Source organism: Streptomyces sp. BL1 (genome assembly GCF_057628045.1).
Genome location: NZ_JBXYWZ010000002.1, coordinates 1484305 through 1504084 on the forward strand (window position 1 = coordinate 1484305; position 19780 = coordinate 1504084).

At 71.5% G+C, this 19780-nt stretch carries 18 protein-coding genes; 6 read left to right on the top strand and 12 right to left on the bottom strand.

What is annotated here, in order from left to right; genetic code table 11:
* Positions 1-56: 56 nt before the first annotated feature.
* Positions 57-908 carry a pentapeptide repeat-containing protein gene (locus AC3AGO_RS06750; RefSeq protein ID WP_487819208.1) on the top strand — a complete coding sequence of 284 codons (852 nt, stop codon included), beginning with the start codon at positions 57-59 and terminating at the stop codon, positions 906-908.
* Positions 909-1012: 104 nt separating this feature from the next.
* On the opposite strand, the gene AC3AGO_RS06755 is transcribed toward AC3AGO_RS06750, so the two are convergent.
* Positions 1013-2077, bottom strand: a complete 1065-nt coding sequence (locus tag AC3AGO_RS06755) for an alpha/beta fold hydrolase (protein ID WP_487819209.1) — start codon at positions 2075-2077, stop codon at positions 1013-1015.
* A 296-nt stretch (positions 2078-2373) separates the two neighbouring features.
* Here AC3AGO_RS06755 and AC3AGO_RS06760 point away from each other — a divergent pair, with 296 nt between their 5' ends.
* The gene (locus AC3AGO_RS06760; protein WP_487824559.1) at positions 2374-3426 is read left to right on the top strand and encodes a serine hydrolase domain-containing protein; all 1053 of its coding nucleotides are present in this window, start codon (positions 2374-2376) and stop codon (positions 3424-3426) included.
* A 120-nt stretch (positions 3427-3546) separates the two neighbouring features.
* Positions 3547-3768, top strand: coding sequence for a hypothetical protein (locus AC3AGO_RS06765; protein ID WP_487819210.1), 222 nt, complete (start codon positions 3547-3549; stop codon positions 3766-3768).
* A gap of 49 nt (positions 3769-3817) precedes the next feature.
* On the opposite strand, the gene AC3AGO_RS06770 is transcribed toward AC3AGO_RS06765, so the two are convergent.
* On the bottom strand, positions 3818-5188 hold the full coding sequence (locus AC3AGO_RS06770; RefSeq protein ID WP_487819211.1) for a C39 family peptidase: 1371 nt from the start codon (positions 5186-5188) through the stop codon (positions 3818-3820).
* Between the two features lie 200 nt (positions 5189-5388).
* On the opposite strand from AC3AGO_RS06770, the gene AC3AGO_RS06775 reads away from it, so the two are divergent.
* Together AC3AGO_RS06775 and AC3AGO_RS06780 are read left to right on the top strand one after the other, a co-directional pair.
* Entirely contained in the window at positions 5389-6045 is a 657-nt protein-coding gene (locus AC3AGO_RS06775) for a uridine kinase family protein (RefSeq protein WP_487819212.1), read from the top strand.
* Positions 6046-6539: 494 nt separating this feature from the next.
* Positions 6540-8582 (top strand): AAA family ATPase, encoded by a 2043-nt coding sequence (locus tag AC3AGO_RS06780; protein WP_487819213.1) that lies wholly within the window; start codon positions 6540-6542, stop codon positions 8580-8582.
* On the opposite strand, the gene AC3AGO_RS06785 is transcribed toward AC3AGO_RS06780, so the two are convergent.
* The 6 genes from AC3AGO_RS06785 to AC3AGO_RS06810 all read right to left on the bottom strand — a co-directional run bounded on the left by AC3AGO_RS06785 (position 8503) and on the right by AC3AGO_RS06810 (position 16159).
* A complete protein-coding gene (locus tag AC3AGO_RS06785) occupies positions 8503-9648 on the bottom strand; it encodes a hemolysin family protein (RefSeq protein ID WP_487819214.1) in 1146 nt (381 codons plus the stop codon). The genes AC3AGO_RS06780 and AC3AGO_RS06785 overlap by 80 nt on opposite strands.
* Entirely contained in the window at positions 9645-11006 is a 1362-nt protein-coding gene (locus AC3AGO_RS06790; protein ID WP_487819215.1) for a hemolysin family protein, read from the bottom strand. The genes AC3AGO_RS06785 and AC3AGO_RS06790 overlap by 4 nt, the downstream gene beginning before the upstream one ends.
* Before the next feature lie 275 nt (positions 11007-11281).
* The gene (locus AC3AGO_RS06795; protein WP_487819216.1) at positions 11282-12958 is read right to left on the bottom strand and encodes a glycoside hydrolase family 13 protein; all 1677 of its coding nucleotides are present in this window, start codon (positions 12956-12958) and stop codon (positions 11282-11284) included.
* 59 nt (positions 12959-13017) lie between these two features.
* A complete protein-coding gene (locus AC3AGO_RS06800; RefSeq protein WP_487819217.1) occupies positions 13018-13866 on the bottom strand; it encodes a carbohydrate ABC transporter permease in 849 nt (282 codons plus the stop codon).
* Positions 13863-14831, bottom strand: a complete 969-nt coding sequence (locus tag AC3AGO_RS06805) for a carbohydrate ABC transporter permease (protein ID WP_487819218.1) — start codon at positions 14829-14831, stop codon at positions 13863-13865. The genes AC3AGO_RS06800 and AC3AGO_RS06805 overlap by 4 nt, the downstream gene beginning before the upstream one ends.
* Entirely contained in the window at positions 14828-16159 is a 1332-nt protein-coding gene (locus tag AC3AGO_RS06810) for an extracellular solute-binding protein (protein WP_487819219.1), read from the bottom strand. The genes AC3AGO_RS06805 and AC3AGO_RS06810 overlap by 4 nt, the downstream gene beginning before the upstream one ends.
* Positions 16160-16395: 236 nt before the next feature.
* Between AC3AGO_RS06810 and AC3AGO_RS06815 the strand changes: the two genes are divergently transcribed.
* Positions 16396-17436, top strand: coding sequence for a LacI family DNA-binding transcriptional regulator (locus tag AC3AGO_RS06815; RefSeq protein ID WP_487819220.1), 1041 nt, complete (start codon positions 16396-16398; stop codon positions 17434-17436).
* A gap of 122 nt (positions 17437-17558) precedes the next feature.
* On the opposite strand, the gene AC3AGO_RS06820 is transcribed toward AC3AGO_RS06815, so the two are convergent.
* The 4 genes from AC3AGO_RS06820 to ribH form a co-directional block, all read right to left on the bottom strand.
* Positions 17559-18011: a PH domain-containing protein gene (locus tag AC3AGO_RS06820; RefSeq protein ID WP_487819221.1), complete on the bottom strand. Its 453-nt coding sequence runs from the start codon at positions 18009-18011 to the stop codon at positions 17559-17561.
* 38 nt (positions 18012-18049) lie between these two features.
* Positions 18050-18898 (bottom strand): ATP phosphoribosyltransferase, encoded by an 849-nt coding sequence (gene hisG / locus AC3AGO_RS06825; protein WP_487819222.1) that lies wholly within the window; start codon positions 18896-18898, stop codon positions 18050-18052.
* A gap of 84 nt (positions 18899-18982) precedes the next feature.
* Complete coding sequence (locus tag AC3AGO_RS06830; protein ID WP_487819223.1) at positions 18983-19255, bottom strand: phosphoribosyl-ATP diphosphatase; 273 nt, start codon at positions 19253-19255, stop codon at positions 18983-18985.
* Between the two features lie 34 nt (positions 19256-19289).
* Positions 19290-19775, bottom strand: a complete 486-nt coding sequence (ribH, locus tag AC3AGO_RS06835) for a 6,7-dimethyl-8-ribityllumazine synthase (RefSeq protein ID WP_487819224.1) — start codon at positions 19773-19775, stop codon at positions 19290-19292.
* Positions 19776-19780: the final 5 nt, after the last annotated feature.

The following is a 19780-nucleotide window of genomic DNA, read 5'->3' on the forward strand; positions in this document are numbered from 1 at the left end:
GCCATCGACCGCCGTCCGGCGGTCGTAGATTCGCTCGCGCCAGGAGTGCACCCGAGGTGACTCACGAGTCCGGCACGTCCTCTGCCGGTGACCGGTTAACCGTTCTGCAGGCTGACTGCGCGCAGTGCTTCGGACTGTGCTGTGTCGCACTGCCGTTCACTGCGGGAGCCGACTTCGCGGTAGACAAAAAGGCGGGGGAACCGTGCGCCAATCTGCAGGCCGACTTCGGCTGCGGCATCCATGAGCGGCTGCGCGACAAGGGCTTTCCCGGGTGCACCGTCTACGACTGTTTCGGCGCCGGGCAGCAGGTTTCCCAAGTGACGTTCGGCGGCGAGGACTGGCGGCAGTTCCCGGACACCGCGCGGCAGATGTTCGACGTGTTCCCCGTGATGCGGCAGCTGCACGAGCTGCTCCGGTACGTGGCGGAAGCGCTCACACTGCCGGACGCCGGCCCCGTACACCCTGAACTCCAGCGTGCGCAGGGCGACATCGAAGCACTCACGCGCGGGAGCGCCGCGGAGCTCGCCGGACTGGACGTTCCGGCGCTCCGGCACGACGTCAACGCGCTCCTGCTGCGCGCGGGCGATCTGGCGCGGGCACGGGTGCCCGGCCGCAGGAAGAACCTCCGGGGCGCGGATCTGATGGGCGCGCGGTTCCGGGACGGTGCGCTGCGCGGCGCGTGCCTGCGCGGGGCGTATCTGATCGCCGCCGACCTCAGGAACGCCGACCTGTACGCGGCCGACCTGACGGGCGCGGACCTTCGTGACGCGGATCTGCGGGGCACGGACCTCGGCGGCAGCCTCTTCCTGACACAGCCCCAGCTCAACGCGGCCCGCGGAAACGCCACAACACGCCTCCCGACAACACTCGACCGCCCTCCGCACTGGCGCCACGACCCTGCGGCCTAGCGTGCCGCCGCTCGTGAACCCCGGCACCGCGCAGGATGGCCCGTCCACGATGCTCGTCGCTCGCGAGGAGGAACACTCGGGGCTTCAGCGGCGGCCGGCGGACTTCACCGCTGAAAGGTCCTGTTCAGGAAGTCCAGCGCGGAGGCGACTTGGGCACGGTCCACCTCGGGGCCGTGGCCTGCTCCGGGGACGATGGTGAGTTCGGAGTGGGTGCCGGTTTTGCGGACTGCTTTGTGGAGGTCGCGGGACTGCTGGTGCGGTACGAGGCAGTCCGCGTCGCCGGTGGCGATGCTGAACGGTGGCAGATCGCGCGCCGTGCCGAGGTAGGTGAGCGGGTCGGCCTTCCGTACCTTCTCCGGGATCGTCGGCAGGGCCGCACCCAGCCACTGGGACTCCGAGGATTCGGCGGCGTCGCGCGGGTGCAGGCGCCCGCACGCCTTGGGGGTGTCCTGCCGGAACTGGCCGTCCATGGCGGCGAAGTTGTTGAGTCCGTACCAGACGACCGCTGCCTGGACGGCGGAGGAGACGCCCGCGTTGCCGAGGGCCGGGTCGTCGAACATGGTCTTCCGGCCGCCGGTGACGGCGACCATCTGCGCCATGTAGCCCCCCGCGGACTCGCCCCAGATCACGAAGCGTTCGGGGTCGAAGCCGCACGCGCCGGCGTGCGCGCGGAGCCACCGTACGGCCGCCTTGACGTCCTGGACGCCCGCGGGGAACAACGCCTCTCCCCTGAGGCGGTAGTTGAGGCTCGCGGCCGCGTAGCCCTGACGGAGCTGGTGCGCGATGTTGGGCTTCTCCATCGCCTTGTCGCCCTGCCGGAAGGACCCGCCGTGCACGTTGATGATCAGCGGAGTCTCCTTACCGGCCCCTTCGGGAAGGTAGAGGTCCAGCTTCTGCGCGTCCGAGCCGTCGGCGTACGCGACGTCCTCGTACGTGGGCGCCGGAGAGGACGTACGGCCCGAGGAGACGCGGCCGGACGGCGTCTCCCCGCCGCAGGGCGCGGGCTGTTCCGCTCGGCCGCCGTCCGGGGATCTGCCCTCGTCGTGGCCCGTGGAGACCGTGGGCGTCCCGCTGCACGCGGTGAGCCCCGTCAGGAGGATGGCGGCGAAGAGGCACGCCGGGCGGGAGCGACTGCCCCAGGACGCCCGGACGTTGCAGAGGAGGCGCACGGCCCGGCTCCTTGGATATGACGGCACACGCTGGCGGGACGCCGGAGCATAGAGAGGCGAAGCGAACGGCACACGACGGGAGGGTGTCGCCCCGGCCGGACCTGCTGGAGGACCTTCTCCGGTGCGCCGGCCGCCGCACGGACGCGGGGTGGCCGACGCTGAATGCTACGACGCGTCATTTGTTCACTTTTGCGAGATTTCAGGTTTTTGCCTCGTGGGCAAGTAGGGTGGCGGGCGAATCGGCGCGTACGCAGTCCGTGGTTCCTGACGTACGAGGGAGAGAAGGGCTGTTGCGTGTGAACCCCGAGGGCCTCGCCCGGGCGATGGACTTGGTGCGTGCGCGCGGAACGGCAGCGCAGGTCTGTGTGATGCGGGAAGGCCGCGTTCTGCTGGACACGGCAGTGGGGTGCCGGCCCGACGCACTGATGTGGACCTTCTCCGCGAGCAAGCCCTATGTCGCGCTGCTGGTCCATCTCCTCGCCGAGCAGGGCAGGTTGGGCCTGGACGATCCCGTCGCCCGGCACTGGCCGGAATTCGGCTCGTACGGCAAGGAAGCGGTCACACTCCGGCACGTACTGCAGCACCGTTCCGGCATGTCGCACGCGCGGGGACTGGTCGCTGACGTGGCGGTGATGGACGACTGGGACCGCTCGCTGGAACACATCGCCCGGGCCCGCCCGAGGTGGGAGCCCGGCAGGGTCTGCGCCTACCAGCTCCTTGCCTACGGGTTCGTCCTCGGGGAGGTGGTGCGCAGGGTCACCGGCCGGCCGGTCGAGGCGGCGCTGCACGAGGAGTTCCTGAAGCCGCTGGGTCTGGCCGACACGCATCTGGGGCTGCCGCCGCACATGTGGGACCGCCATGTGCCGATCCGCGGCCGGGGCTTTCTCGGCCGGCTGGGCGGTCCGGTGGCGAACCGCCGCGCGACGCGGCGGGCCGTCATCCCCTCCGCCGGTGTCTCCACCACCGCCAGAGACATGGCGCGCTTCTACCAAGCACTGCTGAACGGGGGCGAGTTGGAGGGCGTACGGGTCCTGCCGCGGGCGGCGCTCCAGGAGGCGCTCCGGTCTTCCACCTCTGACGGCGAAGTCGACCGGACGCTGGGGGTGGAGGTCCGGTGGGCCCAGGGCTTCGAGCTGGGCGGTCCCGGCTCCGGCGACAGAACGCTGTCGATGGGAAAGCTGAGCTCTCCCGACACCTTCGGCCACAACGGCGGCAACTGCTGCCTGGCCTGGGCCGATCCTCACCGGCAGATGGTCTTCGTCTATCTCACCGGGCTGTTGTCCACGAAACGGGAGGGCGTCCGCCATCAGAGCGACGTCAGTGACGCGCTCTTGAACGCGTGTGAGTGAGTGCTCGGGTCCACGCGGTTCCACCGGTCCGTCGGCGAGCACCAGCAGAGGGCTGATGCGTAACCTGGCGGCCCCTCCGGCGTTCATCAGGATGATCATCCCCGTGACCTGGAGGAACGTATGCGCGCACGCGCTGTTCTGGCTGTGACCGCCTTCACCACGACGGCCGTTTTCGGTGGCGCCGGGCTGGCATCCGCCGGCGAGTCCACGCCCTGCGTGAAACTGGAAGATCAGTACTCGCAGCCGCTCAACAAGCTCACCGGTCCGGCAACGGACCTCCTTTCCGGCAAGAAAGCCTCCTCCGCGGGCAAGCTGTTCTGCGTCAGCACAGAGGAGGGCTGAGGCCGACGGGCCCCAGCGCAGTTCGCTGGGGCCCGGCCTCCTGTCGCTGTCAGACCACCCCGACGTCCCGCAGGGCCTGCTTCTGGGCGGGGGTGAGCTGGGTGGGGAAGTAGAGGTAGCAGACGCCGCCCGTACCCGAAACGACCTTGCCGTCGGCGTTCTTGCGCTTGGTGCGCAGCCAGATGTTCTCCCATTCGCGCCGCTTGTAGACGCGGCGGACGGCCGGATTGCTGGGGGACGCGGGGTCGTTGGCGATGACGTCGCCCGCGGGGGTGAAGCCGATGACCGTCATCAGGTGGCCCGCCGTGCCGTAACCGGCGCCGGTGAGCTCGGACTTGATGAAGGACTGGGACGTTATCAGCGGGATGCCGACGGCGATGAGGCGCTCCGCGTCGTTGAGGCTGCCGAGGCGGGTGACGACGGCCTGCATGTCGCGGTAGGTGGCGGCGTACGCGGCGTTGAAGGGCCAGTTGCCGCAGCCGTCGTACTGGTAGTCGAAGACGTAGCGGGCCGCGTGGCACACCTGCGGGTCGGCGTAGGAGGGGTTGACCCAGGCGAGGTCGGCGGGGGTGGGCTTGCGGCCCCAGAACTCGATGATCATCTGCGAGGACGTGGGGCTGCACCAGGCCTCGCCGCCGTTGTCGTACTCCGGGTACTGCCCCTTGTGGATCTCCTGCGAGTAGCGCGGGACGGGGAGTTCGGCGCCGCCGCTCAGGCCCGGCTTCGAGGCGGGGACGGTGAAGCGGTCGGGGACGTCGGAGGTCATCGCGCCCAGCCGCCAGACCGTCGGCGTCGCGCTGCCGCCGGGGGCGCGCAGCAGCGTGACGCGCAACCGGTATGTGGTCAGGCGCAGTCCGCTCGCGAGGTTGTCGATGGCGAAGGTGTCCGTGGAGATGCTGCTCTTGCCGTCGCTCTGGTTGTCGACGGAGGTGCGGCGCGGTACGTCGGTGCCGTCGCCCGACGTCCAGATGCCCATCGTGTACCAGGGGGTCTGCGTGCCGTCGGTGTACGTGCCGGAGAGTTCCGTCTTGATCCAGGTGCCGGCGGGGGTGTGCGCGTTCCAGGAGACGATGAGTTCGCCCGCGGGGACGGCCGCCTTCTGCGGGCGCGAGGTCCAGGTGGCGTACTCCCAGCGCGCTGTGCGTCCGGTGTGCGGGTCGCGGTAGTCCGTGGTGCCGCCCGGGGTGCCGATGACGATGCCGGGCCTGCCGTTGTCGACCGTGCGGGTGCCGGCCGCCTCGCCGGAGTCCCAGTCGCCGCGCGAGGTCCAGCTGTGGAAGGAGACCCGTCCGGGTTCCTTGCCGGGCCTGCCCGGCCGCGCCGGCGCTCCGGCGGCCAGTGCCGGGGTGGCTGCCGCACCCGCGGCCGCGGCGACGGCGGCGGCCAGTACGGTGCGGCGCGTGGCGGATCTGTGGTTCATGGCGGGGCTCCCCGAGTCGGTTTCCCTGGGCCGGGCGCGCTGCCCGGCAGCGGCAGGTGCACGTCACGCACACCTTCGCACCCAACTATCCCCGCTACGGGGCCGCCACAACCAGAGCCGTGCGCCCTCGGCGCGCCCCGGGCGCACCCCTGTCAGTGGCCTCCACCACTGACGTGAGCAGCGCCGTACGCTGGTCCCCGATGTCTCCGCAGCCCCCGCCGCCCCACCGGCCCGTCCCGCACCCCGCGCCCCCGGACGGCCCGGCAGCCCCGGTCCCGGACGGCCTCCCCGCCCTGGCCCGTCTGCTGTCCGGGCTGCCGCCGTCGCTCGGGCCCGTACGGCTGGCCGCGGTGGACGGGCACGCGGGCTCGGGGAAGTCGACGTTCGCCGTCCGGCTGGCGGACGCGCTCGGCGGCGCGCCGGTCCTCCGGCTCGACGATCTGGCGTCCCACGAGGCGCTGTTCGCCTGGACGGAGCGGCTCACGGCGCAGGTCCTCACGCCGCTGCGCCGGGGTGAGCCGGCCCGGTACGGCGTCTACGACTGGGTGGACCGTACGTACGCGCACACGGCTCAGCTCCCGCCCGCGCCTGTGGTGCTCGTCGAAGGCGTGGGCGCGGGCAGGCGGGCGCTCAGGCCGTGGCTGGCGGCGCTCGTGTGGATGGACATGCCGGCGGACGCGGCGCACGCGAGAGGGATGGGGCGGGACGGGCCGGAGTTGACGGAGTTCTGGGAGGGGTGGCGCCGCGCCGAGCGTACGCATTTCGCCGAGGACCCCTCCTCTCCCCATGCGAATTTTCTGGTACGTGAGTGCCGTGAGGGTTATGAGGTGCGTGAGGGACCCCAGGGGCGTCCATGAGTGCTCCGGTGATTCACGCTGCGTAACCCCGTGGGTGGCGCACCGCGATGCCCAACAGGCCGCCGCACGGCGCTGCTTGACCCGGCGGGCATCCAGGAATTACGTTTCCGGCAAGCGGTCTGCACAGGCCGCATGGACGCGAAGCCCCCGGTTGTTCCCCCGTGATCGGGGGCTTCGTTCTGTCCGCGCGCAGCTCCGACTGCCTGCCACCCGCGGCCACTTACTCACCGAGCGTCACGTTTCCCGGTGTCTCCGTCCCGCCCGCCACGGCGCTCCCCCTCCGTCCCACCGGTGTCCGGATCATGCGTACGCCGCCCTTCGGCACGGCCGGTTGCGCAGGTACGATGCGAATCGGCGCGGGAAACCCGGGGTAGCACGCAGGGGACGGCGACCCAACTCACGGCCCGGGTACGGAGGTTCATGCCGCCCGTGGGCAGTGGGAGGAGGCGGGCGGCCGTCGGCACTGGACGGGGGGACGTTTCGTGGGAGACGTGATGGACTTCGGCAGGCAGGACGCCCCGGGCCTGCACACACCGGCGGACCTCGCCTGGCTGCGAGGCGTCGACGCGTACACGGTGGGCGGATACGCGCAGGCGGAGGAGGAGTTCCGCACAGCGGTGCGGATCGACTCCGGCATGGCCGACGCCTGGCTGGGGCTGCACGCCCTGCGCGCCGACACGGCCACGGCGCTGCTGCGGATGTACCACGCGCGGGACCGGTTCGGTGAGCAGCGCTCCCGGCACGGCCGCACCCTCAACTCCTGGTACTGGCTGGGCTGGTGGGTGCAGCCCGTCCTGGAGACGGAGCGGGATCTGCAGCTGGCGCACGCCTCGCACTGGCTGGACGGCCGGCATGTCGCCGATCTGGACCGTGCGCTGGCGGGCTGCCCTCCGGTGGACACCGACCCGCAGGTGCGTTTCCTGCACGCGTGCCGGGCCTATCTGGCGAAGGACTGGGAGCGGCTGGTCGCGCACACCGAACCGCTCGTGGACGACCCGCTGTTGGGCATAGAGGCCGGACTGTTCGCCGGTATGGCCCGGGTGCGGCTGGAGATGTACGGGCAGGCCGAGCCGCTGCTGGCCGCCGCGTTAATGCGCTGCCGCAGCGAGCAGCCGCAGCGCAAGGAGCTGCGCTACTGGCTGGCCCGCGCCCGGGAGGGCACGGGCCGCAGTGCTTCCGCGCTGCCGCTGTACCGCGCGGTGCACCGTATCGATCCGGCGTTCATGGACACCGCGGCCCGTCTGACGACGATCGCCGAGGGCGACGGGCCGGGCGACGCCGGGGATCTGACGCCGGCGGTGACGCTGGCCGGCACCGGTGCGGGCCCGGGCAGGCAGGGCGGCGCGGAGGGCCGCAACTCCGGCCTGGACGAGGCCGGTTCGGGCTCCGGGGTCCAGGACGGCTTCCCCGACGCGCTGCAGGACGGCTACGCCGACGGGTACCGCGCCGATACCGCGGACACCGTGCCGGACGCGGCGGAGACCGCCGATCCGGACGTGGACCCCGCGGCGGAGACGCTCCGGATCGAGGACACCGGCGACCCCGCCGAGCCGCCCCGCCTGGACGCCGACGCGCTGCGCGCGCGTACGGTGCCGCGGCCCGCGGACGGCGGCACGGACCGCGCGCTGGCCGGCCCCTCGGATCCGGCGCTGCTGGCGCAGGCGCTGGAGGAACTGGAGCGGATGGTGGGCCTGGAGCCGGTCAAACGGCAGGTCCGCGCGCTGTCCGCACAGCTGCACATGGCGCGGCTGCGGGCCCGCCAGGGGCTGCCGGTGCAGCCGCCCAAACGGCACTTCGTCTTCTCCGGCCCCTCCGGCACCGGCAAGACGACCGTCGCGCGGATACTGGGCCGCGCCTTCTACGCGCTCGGGCTGCTCGGCGGGGACCATCTGGTCGAGGCCCAACGGGCCGACCTGGTCGGCGAGTTCCTCGGGCAGACGGCGGTGAAGGCCAACGAGCTGATCGATTCGGCGCTGGGCGGCGTGCTGTTCGTCGACGAGGCGTATGCGCTGTCCAACAGCGGCTACAGCAAGGGCGACGCGTACGGCGACGAGGCGCTCCAGGTGCTGCTGAAGCGCGCGGAGGACAACCGGGACCGCCTCGTCGTGATCCTGGCCGGCTATCCGGAGGGCATGGACCGGCTGCTGGCCGCGAACCCGGGGCTGTCCTCCCGGTTCACCACCCGCGTCGACTTCCCCAGCTACCGCCCGCTGGAACTGACGTCGATCGGCGAGGTGCTGGCGGCGGAGAGCGGCGACGTGTGGGACGAGGAGTCGCTGGAGGAGCTGCGCAGCATCAGCGGACACGTCGTCGACCAGGGCTGGATCGACGAGTTGGGCAACGGACGTTTCCTGCGCACCCTGTACGAGAAGAGCTGCGCCTACCGCGATCTGCGGCTGTCCGGTTATCCGGGCGCGCCCTCCCGCGACGATCTGGCGACGCTGCGGCTGCCGGACCTCATGCAGGCATACGGTGAGGTGCTGTCCGGCCGGGGGCCGGACGGTCCGCGTCCGGACGCTCCTCCCCCACTGTCCTGACGCTCCCCGGCACGACGCTCCGGTGTGCCGGGTCGTGGACCTCGCCCACCAGCATCTCCAGGACGTCCTCCAGTGCGGCCACGCCGAGGATCCGCCCGCTGTCGTCGGCGACGCCGGCCAGATGGGAGGCGGAGGCGCGCATGGCCGACAGGGCGTCGTCCAGCGGGAGTCCGGCGCGCAGGGTGGCCATGGGGCGCCACAGGTGCGCGGGGACGGCCCGGTCCTGTTCGTCCAGTTCCAGTACGTCCTTCACGTGCAGATAGCCCATGAACGTCTCAGCGCCGACGCCGGTGTGCGCGCAGATGGGGAAGCGCGAGTAGCCCGTTTTCACTGTGAGTCCGGCGATCTCCTGCGGGGTGCAGTCCTGTCCGACGGTGACCAGTTCGCCGCGGTCGAGCAGGACGTCGGACAGCGGGCGTGACGCCAGGCCGAGCGCGTCGGACAGCCGTTCGTGCTCCTCGTGGTCGAGGAGCCCGGCCTGCCGGGAGTCGGCGACCAGCCGGGTGAGCTGTTCGCTGGTGAAGACGGTCTCCACCTCGTCCTTGGGCTCGACCCTCAGCATGCGCAGGACCAGCGCGGCGGTGGCGCCGAACGCGGCGATGACGGGCCGCGTCAGCCGGGCGAAGGCGACAAGCGGCGGGGCGAGCCACAGGGCGGCCCGCTCGGGTGCGGCCATCGCCAGGTTCTTGGGCACCATTTCGCCGATGACGAGGTGGAAGAAGACGACGACGGCGAGGGCGATGACGTAGCCGGACGGGTGCACGAGCGCCTGCGGCAGCTGTACGGCGCGGAACAGCGGTTCCATGAGGTGCGCGAGCACCGGTTCGGCGACGGCGCCGAGGGTCAGGGAGCAGACGGTGATGCCGAACTGGGCCGCGGCCATCATGCGCGGCAGGTTCTCCAGACCGGCCAGCACGCGGCGGGCGCGGGCCGCGGCCCGGGTGCCGCCCTGTGCGAGGGGTTCGATCTGGCTGCGGCGCACCGACACGAGGGCGAACTCGGCGCCGACGAAGAAGCCGTTGCCGAGCACCAGCACGCCGGCGAAGAACAGTTGCAGCAGGCTCACTTGACCTCACCCGCCACTGCCGGTGTACGTGCGGGCGCGGGCACTATCCGTACGCGTTCGGCCCGGTGGTGGGAGACGAGTCGGACCCGCAGCTGCCATGTGCCGGCGCCCTCGCCCGCGTCGAACCGCGCGGTGTCGCCGGGCGCCGGGATCCGCCCGAGCAGGTCGGCGACGAGCCCGGCGACCGTCTCGTACGGCCCGCCCGCCACGTCCAGGCCGATGCGCCGCAGCGCGTCCACCCGGCAGCCGCCGTCGGCCTCCCAGGCGGGACGGCCGTCGGGTTCGGGTGCGGCGGGGGCGAGTTCGGGGCCGCCGGTCTCCTCGTCGTGCTCGTCACGCACCTCGCCGACGAGTTCCTCGACGATGTCCTCCAGGGTGACCACGCCGGCGGTGCCGCCGTACTCGTCGACGACGACGGCGATGGGCTGCTCGTCGCGCAGCCTGGCCAGCAGCGGCCGTACGGGCAGACTGCCGGGCACCATGAGCGGCGGCTGGGCGACGTGTCCCGCGTGCACCCGCAGCCGCTCGTGCACGGGGACGGCGAGAGCGTCCTTCAGATGCACCATGCCGGTGATCTCGTCCAGGCGTTCGCGGTAGACGGGGAAGCGGGAAAGGCCCGTGGCGCGCGTCAGGTTGACGACGTCCTCGGCGGTCGCGCCGGCCTGCAGGGCGCACACGCGGACCCGCGGCGTCATCACGTGCTGCGCGGTCAGGTCGCCGAGGGAGAGGGTCCGTACGAACAGGTCGGCGGTGTCCGCCTCCAGGGCCCCGGCGCGTGCCGAGTGCCGGGCGAGCGAGACCAGTTCACCGGGGCTGCGGGCCGAGTCCAGTTCGTCGGCAGGCTGTACGCCCATGGCACGCACCATCCGGTTCGCGACCGAGTTCAGCAGGGAGATGACGGGCCGCAGCAGACGGGCGAACAGCCGCTGCGGTCCGGCGACGAACCGGGCGACGGCCAGCGGGCGGGACACCGCCCAGTTCTTGGGCACCAGTTCGCCGATGACCATCTGTACGGCGGACGCGGTGAACATGCCGAGGACGACGGACACTCCGCCGACCGCGCCGGAGGGCAGCCCGGTCGCGGTGAGCGGACCGTGCAGCAGTCGGGCCAGCGCCGGTTCGGACAGCATGCCGACCACGAGGGAGGTCAGCGTGATGCCGAGCTGTGTACCGGACAGCTGGAAGGACAGTTCGCGCAGTGCGGCGAGGACGTCGCGCGCGCGGCGGTCGCCCTGTGCGGCGGCACGTTCCGCCTCGGGGCGTTCGACGGTGACGAGGCCGAACTCGGCGGCGACGAAGAAGCCGTTGGCGAGGATCAGCAGGAATGCCGCGGCGAGCAGCGCCAGTGGGACGGTCACGGGGTTTCACCCCGGGCGGCATCAGGACAGGACGGTCCGTCCATCGCGGGGAGGTGTCACTCCTCGGGTCGCAGGTGCCCGCCGGGCCGGCGTAAGAGGCGGGGTGCGGCGGTCGCCGCGTCACCAGCGTACTGAGTGGGCCCGGAAGGCCAACCCCGTGGCTGCCGTTGCTGTATGGTGCCCCGCCTCTCCGGAGGGGAAGTACGGGCGGCGGGGCCGGGCACCGTTGCCCCGCCCCGCCGCCCGTACGTGTGTACCCGGTACTCCCTACGGGGTCACCGCCGCACCCACACGGACGTGTCCGGCGGCAGGGTGCTGCCCGTCAGCGGGGCGCTGGAGAGGAGCACCTCCGCACCGGCGACAGCCTCGGGCAGCGGGACGGGGAGCCGGGAGAGGTTGGCGACGCAGTGCCAGCCGCCGGCGCGTACGAGGTGCAGCACGCCGTCGGCGGGCCGGGAGGTCTCCGCCCACGTCAGCGTCTCGTCCGGGCCGAGCAGTTCGCGGCGCAGCCGCAGCGCGGAGCGGTACAGCTCCAGCGTGGAGGAGGCCGTGCCGGCCTGGGAGGCGGCGGACAGCGGGCCGAACGCGGCGGGCTGCGGCAGCCACGCGCCGCCCGTGCCGAAGCCGTACGTCTCGCCGTCCGGTTCCCAGGGCAGCGGGACGCGGCAGCCGTCGCGGCCCTTCCGCTCGTGCCCGCTGTTCTCCCAGACGGGGTCCTGGAGCGCTTCGGCCGGCAGGTCGGCGACCTCGGGCAGGCCCAGTTCCTCGCCCTGGTAGAGGTAGGCGGAGCCGGGCAGGGCCAGCATGAGCAGGGTCGCGGCGCGGGCCCTGCGCAGACCCGCGACGGGGTCGGGCGCCGGGTCGCGGCCGTCGGAGAGCAGCCAGGCGTCCAGGTTCGTGCCCGGCGGGAGGGCGAAGCGGGAGGCGTGCCGGACCACGTCGTGGTTGGACAGCACCCAGGTCGCGGAGGCGCCGGAGGCGCGGGCCGTTTCGAGCGAGGAGTTGATGACCTCCTTCAGCCGCGGCGCCGACCAGTCGGCCGCCAGATATTCGAAGTTGAAGGCCTGGTGCAGTTCGTCGGAACGGGTGTAGAGCACGCGGCGTTCGTTCTTCACCCAGGCCTCGGCGACGGCGACGCGCGGCGGCGAGTAGGAGTCGAGCAGCTTCCGCCAGTCGCGGTAGATCTCGTGCACCTCGTCCCGGTCGTAGAACGGGTGCGCGCCCGCGGGCATGTCGTCGGCCTGCCCCTTGTACTGGACGGGTCCGAGGTCGCGCAGCGGCTCGGCGAGGTCCTTGGCCATGCCGTGCGCGACGTCGATGCGGAATCCGTCGACGCCCCGGTCGGACCAGAAGCGCAGTGTCGTACGGAAGTCCTCCCGCACCTCCGGGTTGTCCCAGTTGAGGTCGGGCTGTTCGGGCGCGTACAGGTGCAGATACCACTGCCCGTCCGGGACTTGGTGCCAGGCGGGCCCGCCGAACCGGGACTGCCAGTCGGCGGGCGGGAGGCTGCCGTCGGGGCCGCGCCCGTCACGGAAGATGTAGCGGTCGCGGGCCGGCGAGCCGGGTGCGGCGCGCAGCGCCTCCTGGAACCAGGCGTGCTGGTCGGAGGTGTGGTTGGGGACGATGTCGACGATCACCTTGAGGCCGAGGTTGTGGGCCTCGGCGGTCATGGCGTCGAAGTCGTCGAGGGTGCCCAGCAGCGGGTCGACGTCGCGGAAGTCGGCCACGTCGTAGCCGCCGTCGGCGAGTTCGGAGGGGTAGAAGGGGCTGAGCCACAGGGCGTCGACGCCCAGGTCGCGCAGGTGCGTCAGGCGCCGGGTGATGCCGGGGATGTCGCCGATGCCGTCGCCGTCGGAGTCGGCGAAGCTGCGCGGATAGACCTGGTAGACGACGGCCTGCCGCCACCAGTCGGGGTCCTGGGAGGAATTGTCGGCCACGGGGTGGTCGGTCACGCGAACTCCTTTGCGGGGCGGTGATGGTGCGCGGGTGCGGAAGCGGGAGCGCAGGCGGGTCAGCCCTTGACCGCGCCGTCGGTGAGGCCGGAGAGGACCGTGCGGCGGAAGACGAGCACGAGGAGGGCGATCGGTACGGTGGCGGCCATCGCGCCGGCGAAGACCGTGCCGTACGGGATCTCGTACTGGCCGCTGAACAGGGCGATGCCGACCGGGACCGTACGGACCTTGTCCTCGCTGTTGAAGGTGAGTGCCATCAGGAACTCGGTCCAGGTCGCGGTGAAGGTGAACACGCCCGCCGTGAACAGCGCGGGCCGCGCCTGCGGCAGGATCACCGACAGGACGGTACGCACCGGTGAGGCGCCGTCGACGGTCGCCGACTCCTCCAGTTCGTAGGGGATGTCCAGCAGCGAGTTGCGCAGGATCCACACGGCGAACGGCAGATGGAAGGCGACGTACGGGATGATCAGCCCCAACAGGCTGTTCAGCAGCCCGAGTTCACGCTCGACGAGGTAGAGCGGGGTGACGACCGCGATCGTCGGGAAAACGGAGATGATCAGCAACGCGACCATGACGGGCGAGCGCCCGCGGATCGGGGTGCGGCCCAGCGCGTAGCCGGCGAAGAGCGCCAGGCCGAGCACGACGACGGTCGAACTGACGCAGATCACCGTGCTGTTGAGCAGGTAGCGGCCGAATCCGGCCGAGCCGAGCGCGGTGGCGTAGTTCGCGAAGGTCGGGTCCTTCGGCAGCGGCGTCGGAGGGACGGCGCCCGCCTCGCTGACGGGCTTGAAGGACGTGACGGCCATCCACAGCAGCGGTACGGACGTCGCCACGACGACGGCCAGCGCACCGATGTTGACCACGTTCACGTAGCGGCGCACTCCTGTGCGCCGGCGGAAGCGGCTCATGCCGTGCCTCCCTCGTCGACCTGGGTGCGGAACAGCCGCAGGAACAGCAGACATCCGAGCACCACGAACAGTCCGGTGCTGGTGGCGACGGCGGCGCCCATGCCGAGGTTCAGGTTCTGGAAGAGCGCCTTGTAGCCGAGGATGGCGAGGGACTGCGTGGCCGTCCCCGGTCCGCCCTCGGTGAGGACGAAGGGCAGGTCGAACACGCCGAACGCCTGGAGCACGCGGAACAGTACGGCGACGGCGAGCACCGGCCGCAGCGCGGGCAGCACCACGTGCCGGAACGTCGCCCAGGCGCCCGCCCCGTCGATCTCCGCCGACTCGTACTGCTCGCGCGGGATGCGGACGAGACCGGCGAGGACGATCACGGCGACGAACGGGGTGGTCTTCCAGACGTCGGCGACCACCAGTCCGGTCATGGCGGGCAGCGGGGTGCCCAGGATGACCGGCGGCTCCGCCATGACGAGGCCGAACAGCCAGGTGACGGCGCCGTACGTGGAGTCGTAGAGATAGCCCCACAGTTGGGCCGACACCACGGTGATCATTGACCAGGGGATCAGCAGCAGGGCGAGGATCCAGCCGCGTCCCGCCTCCAGCCGGTCCAGCAGCACGGCCACCGCGACTCCGAGGGCGAGTTCGATGGCGACCGTCACCACGGTGTATCCGGTGGTGAAGGCCAGCGCCTGGAGCCAGGCCGGACTGGTGCCCATGGTCTGGTAGTTGGCGGTCGTCCACTCCTCGATCTGCATCCCGGAGTGGGTCAGCCGGACCTTGGTGAAGCTCATGACGACGGAGTAGACAATCGGGAAGATCGTCACGAGGGCGACGACGGCCAGCGTCGGCGCGGTGAAGATCCAGCCCGTACGGGCCCGGCTGCTGCGGATCGTCGTCGGCCGGCGCGTCCCCGGCTTCGGGGCCGAAGGGGGCGCGGGGGCGGCGGCCGGGGCCTGCGTCGAGGTGGTCACAGTGCCTCCTCTCGCAGTGCGGACTCGATGTCGGACCGTGCCGCGGCCAGCGCGCGCGGCACCGTCGAACCGCCGCTGACCGCCTGGTTGACGCGGGTGTAGACCGCCTTGCTGACCATCGGGTACTGCGGGTTCTGCGTCGGGCGGGCGGTCAGCCTCACCGCGTTGGAGAGCCGGAAGGCCGGGTTCTCCGACTGCCGGATGTACTTGCTGTCCTGCACCGACCTCAGGGACGGCAGCTGTCCGCCCTGCCGGGCCAGGATCATCTGACCCTCCTCGTCGGCGCAGAAACGGGCGAACGCGACGGCGGCGCCCAGCCTGCGGGAGTGCGGGTTGACGAAGTGGCACCAGCCGCCGAGGCAGCCGCCACCGGGCTCGTCCTGTCCCTCGAAGCCCGGCCGCAGCGCCACCCCGATGCGGTCCGCGTACGGCGAGTCGCCGGGGTTGCTGACGACGCCCCAGGCGTAGAACCAGTTGCGCAGAAAGACCGTCCGGCCGCTGGTGAAGGCGTCCAGGCTGTCCTGCTCGATGAACGTCGGCACGGAGGACGGGCTCACGCCGCTGCTCACCAGCTCCTTCAGATAGGACACGGCTCGCTGCGCCGCCGGACTGTCGAAGGTGGGGCGGGTGCCGGCCTCGTTCAGGATGCTGCCGCCCGCGTCGGCCACCATCTCGGTGACGTTGCAGGTCAGTCCCTCGTAGACGGAGCCCTGCCAGACGTAGCCGTAGTCGGCGTCGCCGCTGCGCTGGATCTTCGCGGCGGTGCGGGACAGTTCCTCCCAGGTGCGCGGCACCGGCAGGCCGTGCTTGCGCAGCAGGTCCTTGCGGTAGAAGAGGAACGGCTTGTCCAGATAGAGCGGGAAGGCATACAGCTTCCCCTCGAACGTGAGGGACTTGATCAGCTCCTCGGGATAGCGCTGCCAATAGCCTTCCGGGACAACGGAGTCGAGCGGTGTGGCGAGCGCGTTGTAGCCGAACTGGGCGGGCCAGGCGGTGTCGCCGAGGAAGACGTCCGGGGAGTCGACGCCGCTGGCGATCTGGGTGGCGAGGGCCGAGCGCGAGGTGTCGGTGTTGGCGGGCGCGCTGATGGTCTGCACCCGGATGTGCGGGTAGCGGCGACGGAAAGCCCTGATCAGGGTGGGTCTGAGATCGCCGCCGTCGGCGCGTGCCACCCGGCCCGCCCACCATCGGATGGTGGTCGGTTCGCGGGGCACCCGCGCGGCCTGTTCGAGATCGGGTCCGCGTGCGGCGGCGCGGCCGCAGCCGGTCGCTGCGGCCAGCGCCGCGGGGACACCCGTACCCGCGGCGATGAGGGTTCGGCGGCTCATGGGCATGACGATGCGCTCCTGACACAGGAGGGGGACCGCTGTCTGAGATAACGCTTGCAAGCTAGGAGCGGACTCAGGGGGTGTCAATGGATCGCACACGACCGGGAATTGGAGGGACAGGCCATCAACTGCCGGTCCGGGCAGGTCGACACGGCCCGTGACCGGTCATCTCTGGCGTGGCAACGCTGTCTTACGCAGGGGTCACACGCACGGATCGCTGTGCTAGGTTCCCGGCCATGCCGACCGAGCAGCGACGCCACCCGACCATGGCCGATGTCGCCGAACGCGCGGGAGTCTCCGTCTCGACCGTCTCCCGCACCCTCCGCGGCGTGCAGAGCGTCTCGCCCGATGCGCGCCGCCGGGTCGAGGAGGCGGCGGGCGAGCTGTCGTTCGTCGTGTCCCGGCAGGCGTCCAGCCTGGTCACCGGCAAGACCGGCACCGTCGCCGTACTGGCGCCGCACTTCCGGTCCTGGTTCGTCGGCTCCGTGCTCACCGGGCTGGGCGCCGTGCTGCGCGAGGCCGGCCTCGACCTGATGGTCTACTGCGTCTCGGACATGGAAGAGCGCGCCGTGTTCTTCGACCGGCTGCCCACCCGCCGCAACGCGGACGCGCTGCTGGTCATCTCCTTCGACCTCACCGAGGAGGAGTACGCGCGCCTCGACGGCCTGGGCGTGCCCGTCGTCTACATCAGCCAGCACGTGACGGGCCGCGCCGGGGTGTACGTCGACGACGTCGCCGCGGCCCGCAGCGGCGTCCGCTACCTGCTCAACATGGGCCACAGGCGCGTCGGTTACGTCCGGGCCGAGCGCGACAACGGTTTCAGCTACAGCTCCCGTCAGCGCCTCACCGGCTACCGGCAGGCGCTGGAGGAGGCGGGGCTGCCCGCCGACGACGAACTGGTCACCGCGACCACCCGGGGCCGCCGCGCCACCACCGAGGCGGTCGGTGACCTGCTCGCGCTGCGGGAGCCGCCGACGGCGGTGTTCTGCGAGATCGACCAGATAGCGCTGGAGGTGCTGTCCGTGCTGCGGCACGGCGGCGTCGACGTACCGGGCCGGATGTCCGTACTCGGCTTCGACGACCACGAGCTGGCCGAGTGGGTCGACTTGTCGACCATCGCCCAGCCGCCGCAGGAGATGGGCAGAACGGCGGGCGAGCTGGCACTGTCCCTCATCGACGACCCCGCGGGCGACCGGGGCCGGCACATCGAGCTGCCCACCCGGCTGATCCCGCGCGGCAGTACGGCAGCCCCCGCCGAGAACGAGCCGACGGGCTGACGGGGCGCCGGGCCGACGGGGTGGAACAGAGCGCCGGGACCGGTCAGTTCTGTGCCCGGTCAGCCAAGCGCCCGGTCAGTCCCGCACCCGGTCACCCCCGTACCCGGCAGTCCCGCACCCGGTCAGTCCTGCTCAGCCGCGGTGTCGCCGTGCCGGTCGACGAGCGCGCGCAGTGCCCGCGCGTCCTCGATCGCCTGCTGCTTGGCGACGCCCGGCTGGATGCCCATCGCCGGCAGGCTGGTGCCGTCGGCGAGGTCCAGATAGACCCAGGGGTCACCGGGCCGCAGGTTGACCTTCAGCACCTCCGCCCAGGCGAGGCGGCGCTTGGTCGTCAGATTGACGACGGTGACGCCCTCCTCGTCGGCGCTGACCCGGGGCCGGCTGAGCAGTGCCAGCACGCCGAGGAAGAGCAGCGCGGTGACCACGAAGCTGGCCCGCTCCCCCGCCCCGGCCACGGGCAGCACCACGGCGAGCGCCGTGATCACGACGAACACGGCGACGCCGACGGTGAGCAGCACGACGCGGGTGCGCGTCGGGCGGAACGTGACGGGGAGGGCAGGCGGCTGGACGGTCACGGGAAGTCCTGAGTCAGCGGTGCAGGAGTGACGGGCTGTCAGATGCGGCAGGCGTGGATGCCGGTGGTGAGGATGGCGCGGGCGCCCAGCTCGTACAGATCATCCATGATCCGCTGAGCCTCCTTCGTCCGGACCATCGAGCGCACCGCGACCCAACCCTGGTCGTGCAGCGGGGAGATGGTGGGCGACTCCAGGCCGGGAGTCAGCGCCACGGCCTTCTCCAGCTGCTCGGCGCGGATGTCGTAGTCCATCATCACGTACCGCCGGGCGACGAGGACGCCCTGCATGCGGCGGAGGAACTGCGCGACCTTCGGGTCCTCCCGGTCGGCGTCCTTGCCGCGGATGACCACGGCCTCGGAGTGCAGGATCGGCTCGCTGATGATGTCGAGCCCGGCGTTCCGCAGGGTGGTGCCGGTCTCCACGACATCGGCGATGATCTCGGCGACGCCGAGCTGGATGGCCGTCTCGACGGCGCCGTCCAGGTGCACGACGGAGGCCTCGACGCCCTTGTCCTTGAGGTGCTGGGCGACCAGCCCCGAGAAGGAGGTGGCGACCGTCTTGCCGCCGAACTCCGTCACGTCCTTCGCGGTGCCCGGCAGGGTGGCGTAGCGGAACGTGGAGGCGGCGAAGCCCAGCTGCAGGATCTCCTCGGCGTTGGCCGCGGAGTCGAGCAGCAGGTCCCGGCCCGTGATGCCGATGTCGAGCTTGCCCGAGCCGACGTACACGGCGATGTCACGCGGGCGGAGGAAGAAGAACTCGACCTCGTTCTCGCTGTCCACGAGGACCAGTTCGCGGCGGTCCTTGCGCTGCCGGTAGCCCGCCTCATGGAGCATCGCCGACGCAGGCTCGGACAGTGAACCCTTGTTGGGGACGGCGATGCGCAGCATGGGTGGGGCTTCCTTCGTTCGGGGCAGCGCGGGACGCGGTGCGGGAGGTGTCGTACAGGTGTTGCGGAATGTGAACGCGGACGCTCAGAGGTGAGCGTATACGTCGTCGAGGGAGATGCCGCGGGCGACCATCAGGACCTGCAGGTGGTAGAGGAGCTGCGAGATCTCCTCGGCGGTGCGGTCGTCCCCCTCGTACTCGGCGGCCATCCACACCTCGGCCGCCTCCTCGACGACCTTCTTGCCGATGGAGTGCACGCCCTGGCTGACCAGTTCGGCAGTGCGGGAGGTGATGGGGTCGCCGGTGGCGGCCTTCTGCTGGAGCTCGCCGAAGAGCTCCTCGAATGTTTTCCGGTCCATGGTGATCCCAACCCTACGTGGTCGCCGGCCGCCGTCAGCGCCAGGGTTCGGCGACGGTACGCAGGGTGGTGGCGGTGGCCACGGCGGCGGTGACCGCCTCGTGTCCCTTGTCCTCCACCGAGCCCTCCAGGCCCGCGCGGTCCAGCGCCTGCTGCTCGGTGTCGACGGTCAGCACGCCGAAGCCGATGGGGACGCCGCTGTCGACGGAGACCTGCGTGAGGCCCTGGGTGACGCCCTGGCAGACGTAGTCGAAGTGCGGGGTGCCGCCGCGGATGACGACGCCGAGCGCGACGATCGCGTCGTAGCCGCGGCCGGCCAGCACCTTGGCCACGACGGGGAGTTCGAAGCTGCCGGGCACGCGCAGCAGGGTCGGCTCGTCGATGCCCAGCTCGCGCAGGGCGCGCAGGGAGCCGTCGACGAGGCCGTCCATGACCTTCTCGTGCCACTGCGCGGCGATGACCGCGACCCGCAGGTCTCCGCAGTTCTTGATGGACAGTTCGGGTGCGCCCTTGCCGCTCACGTCGC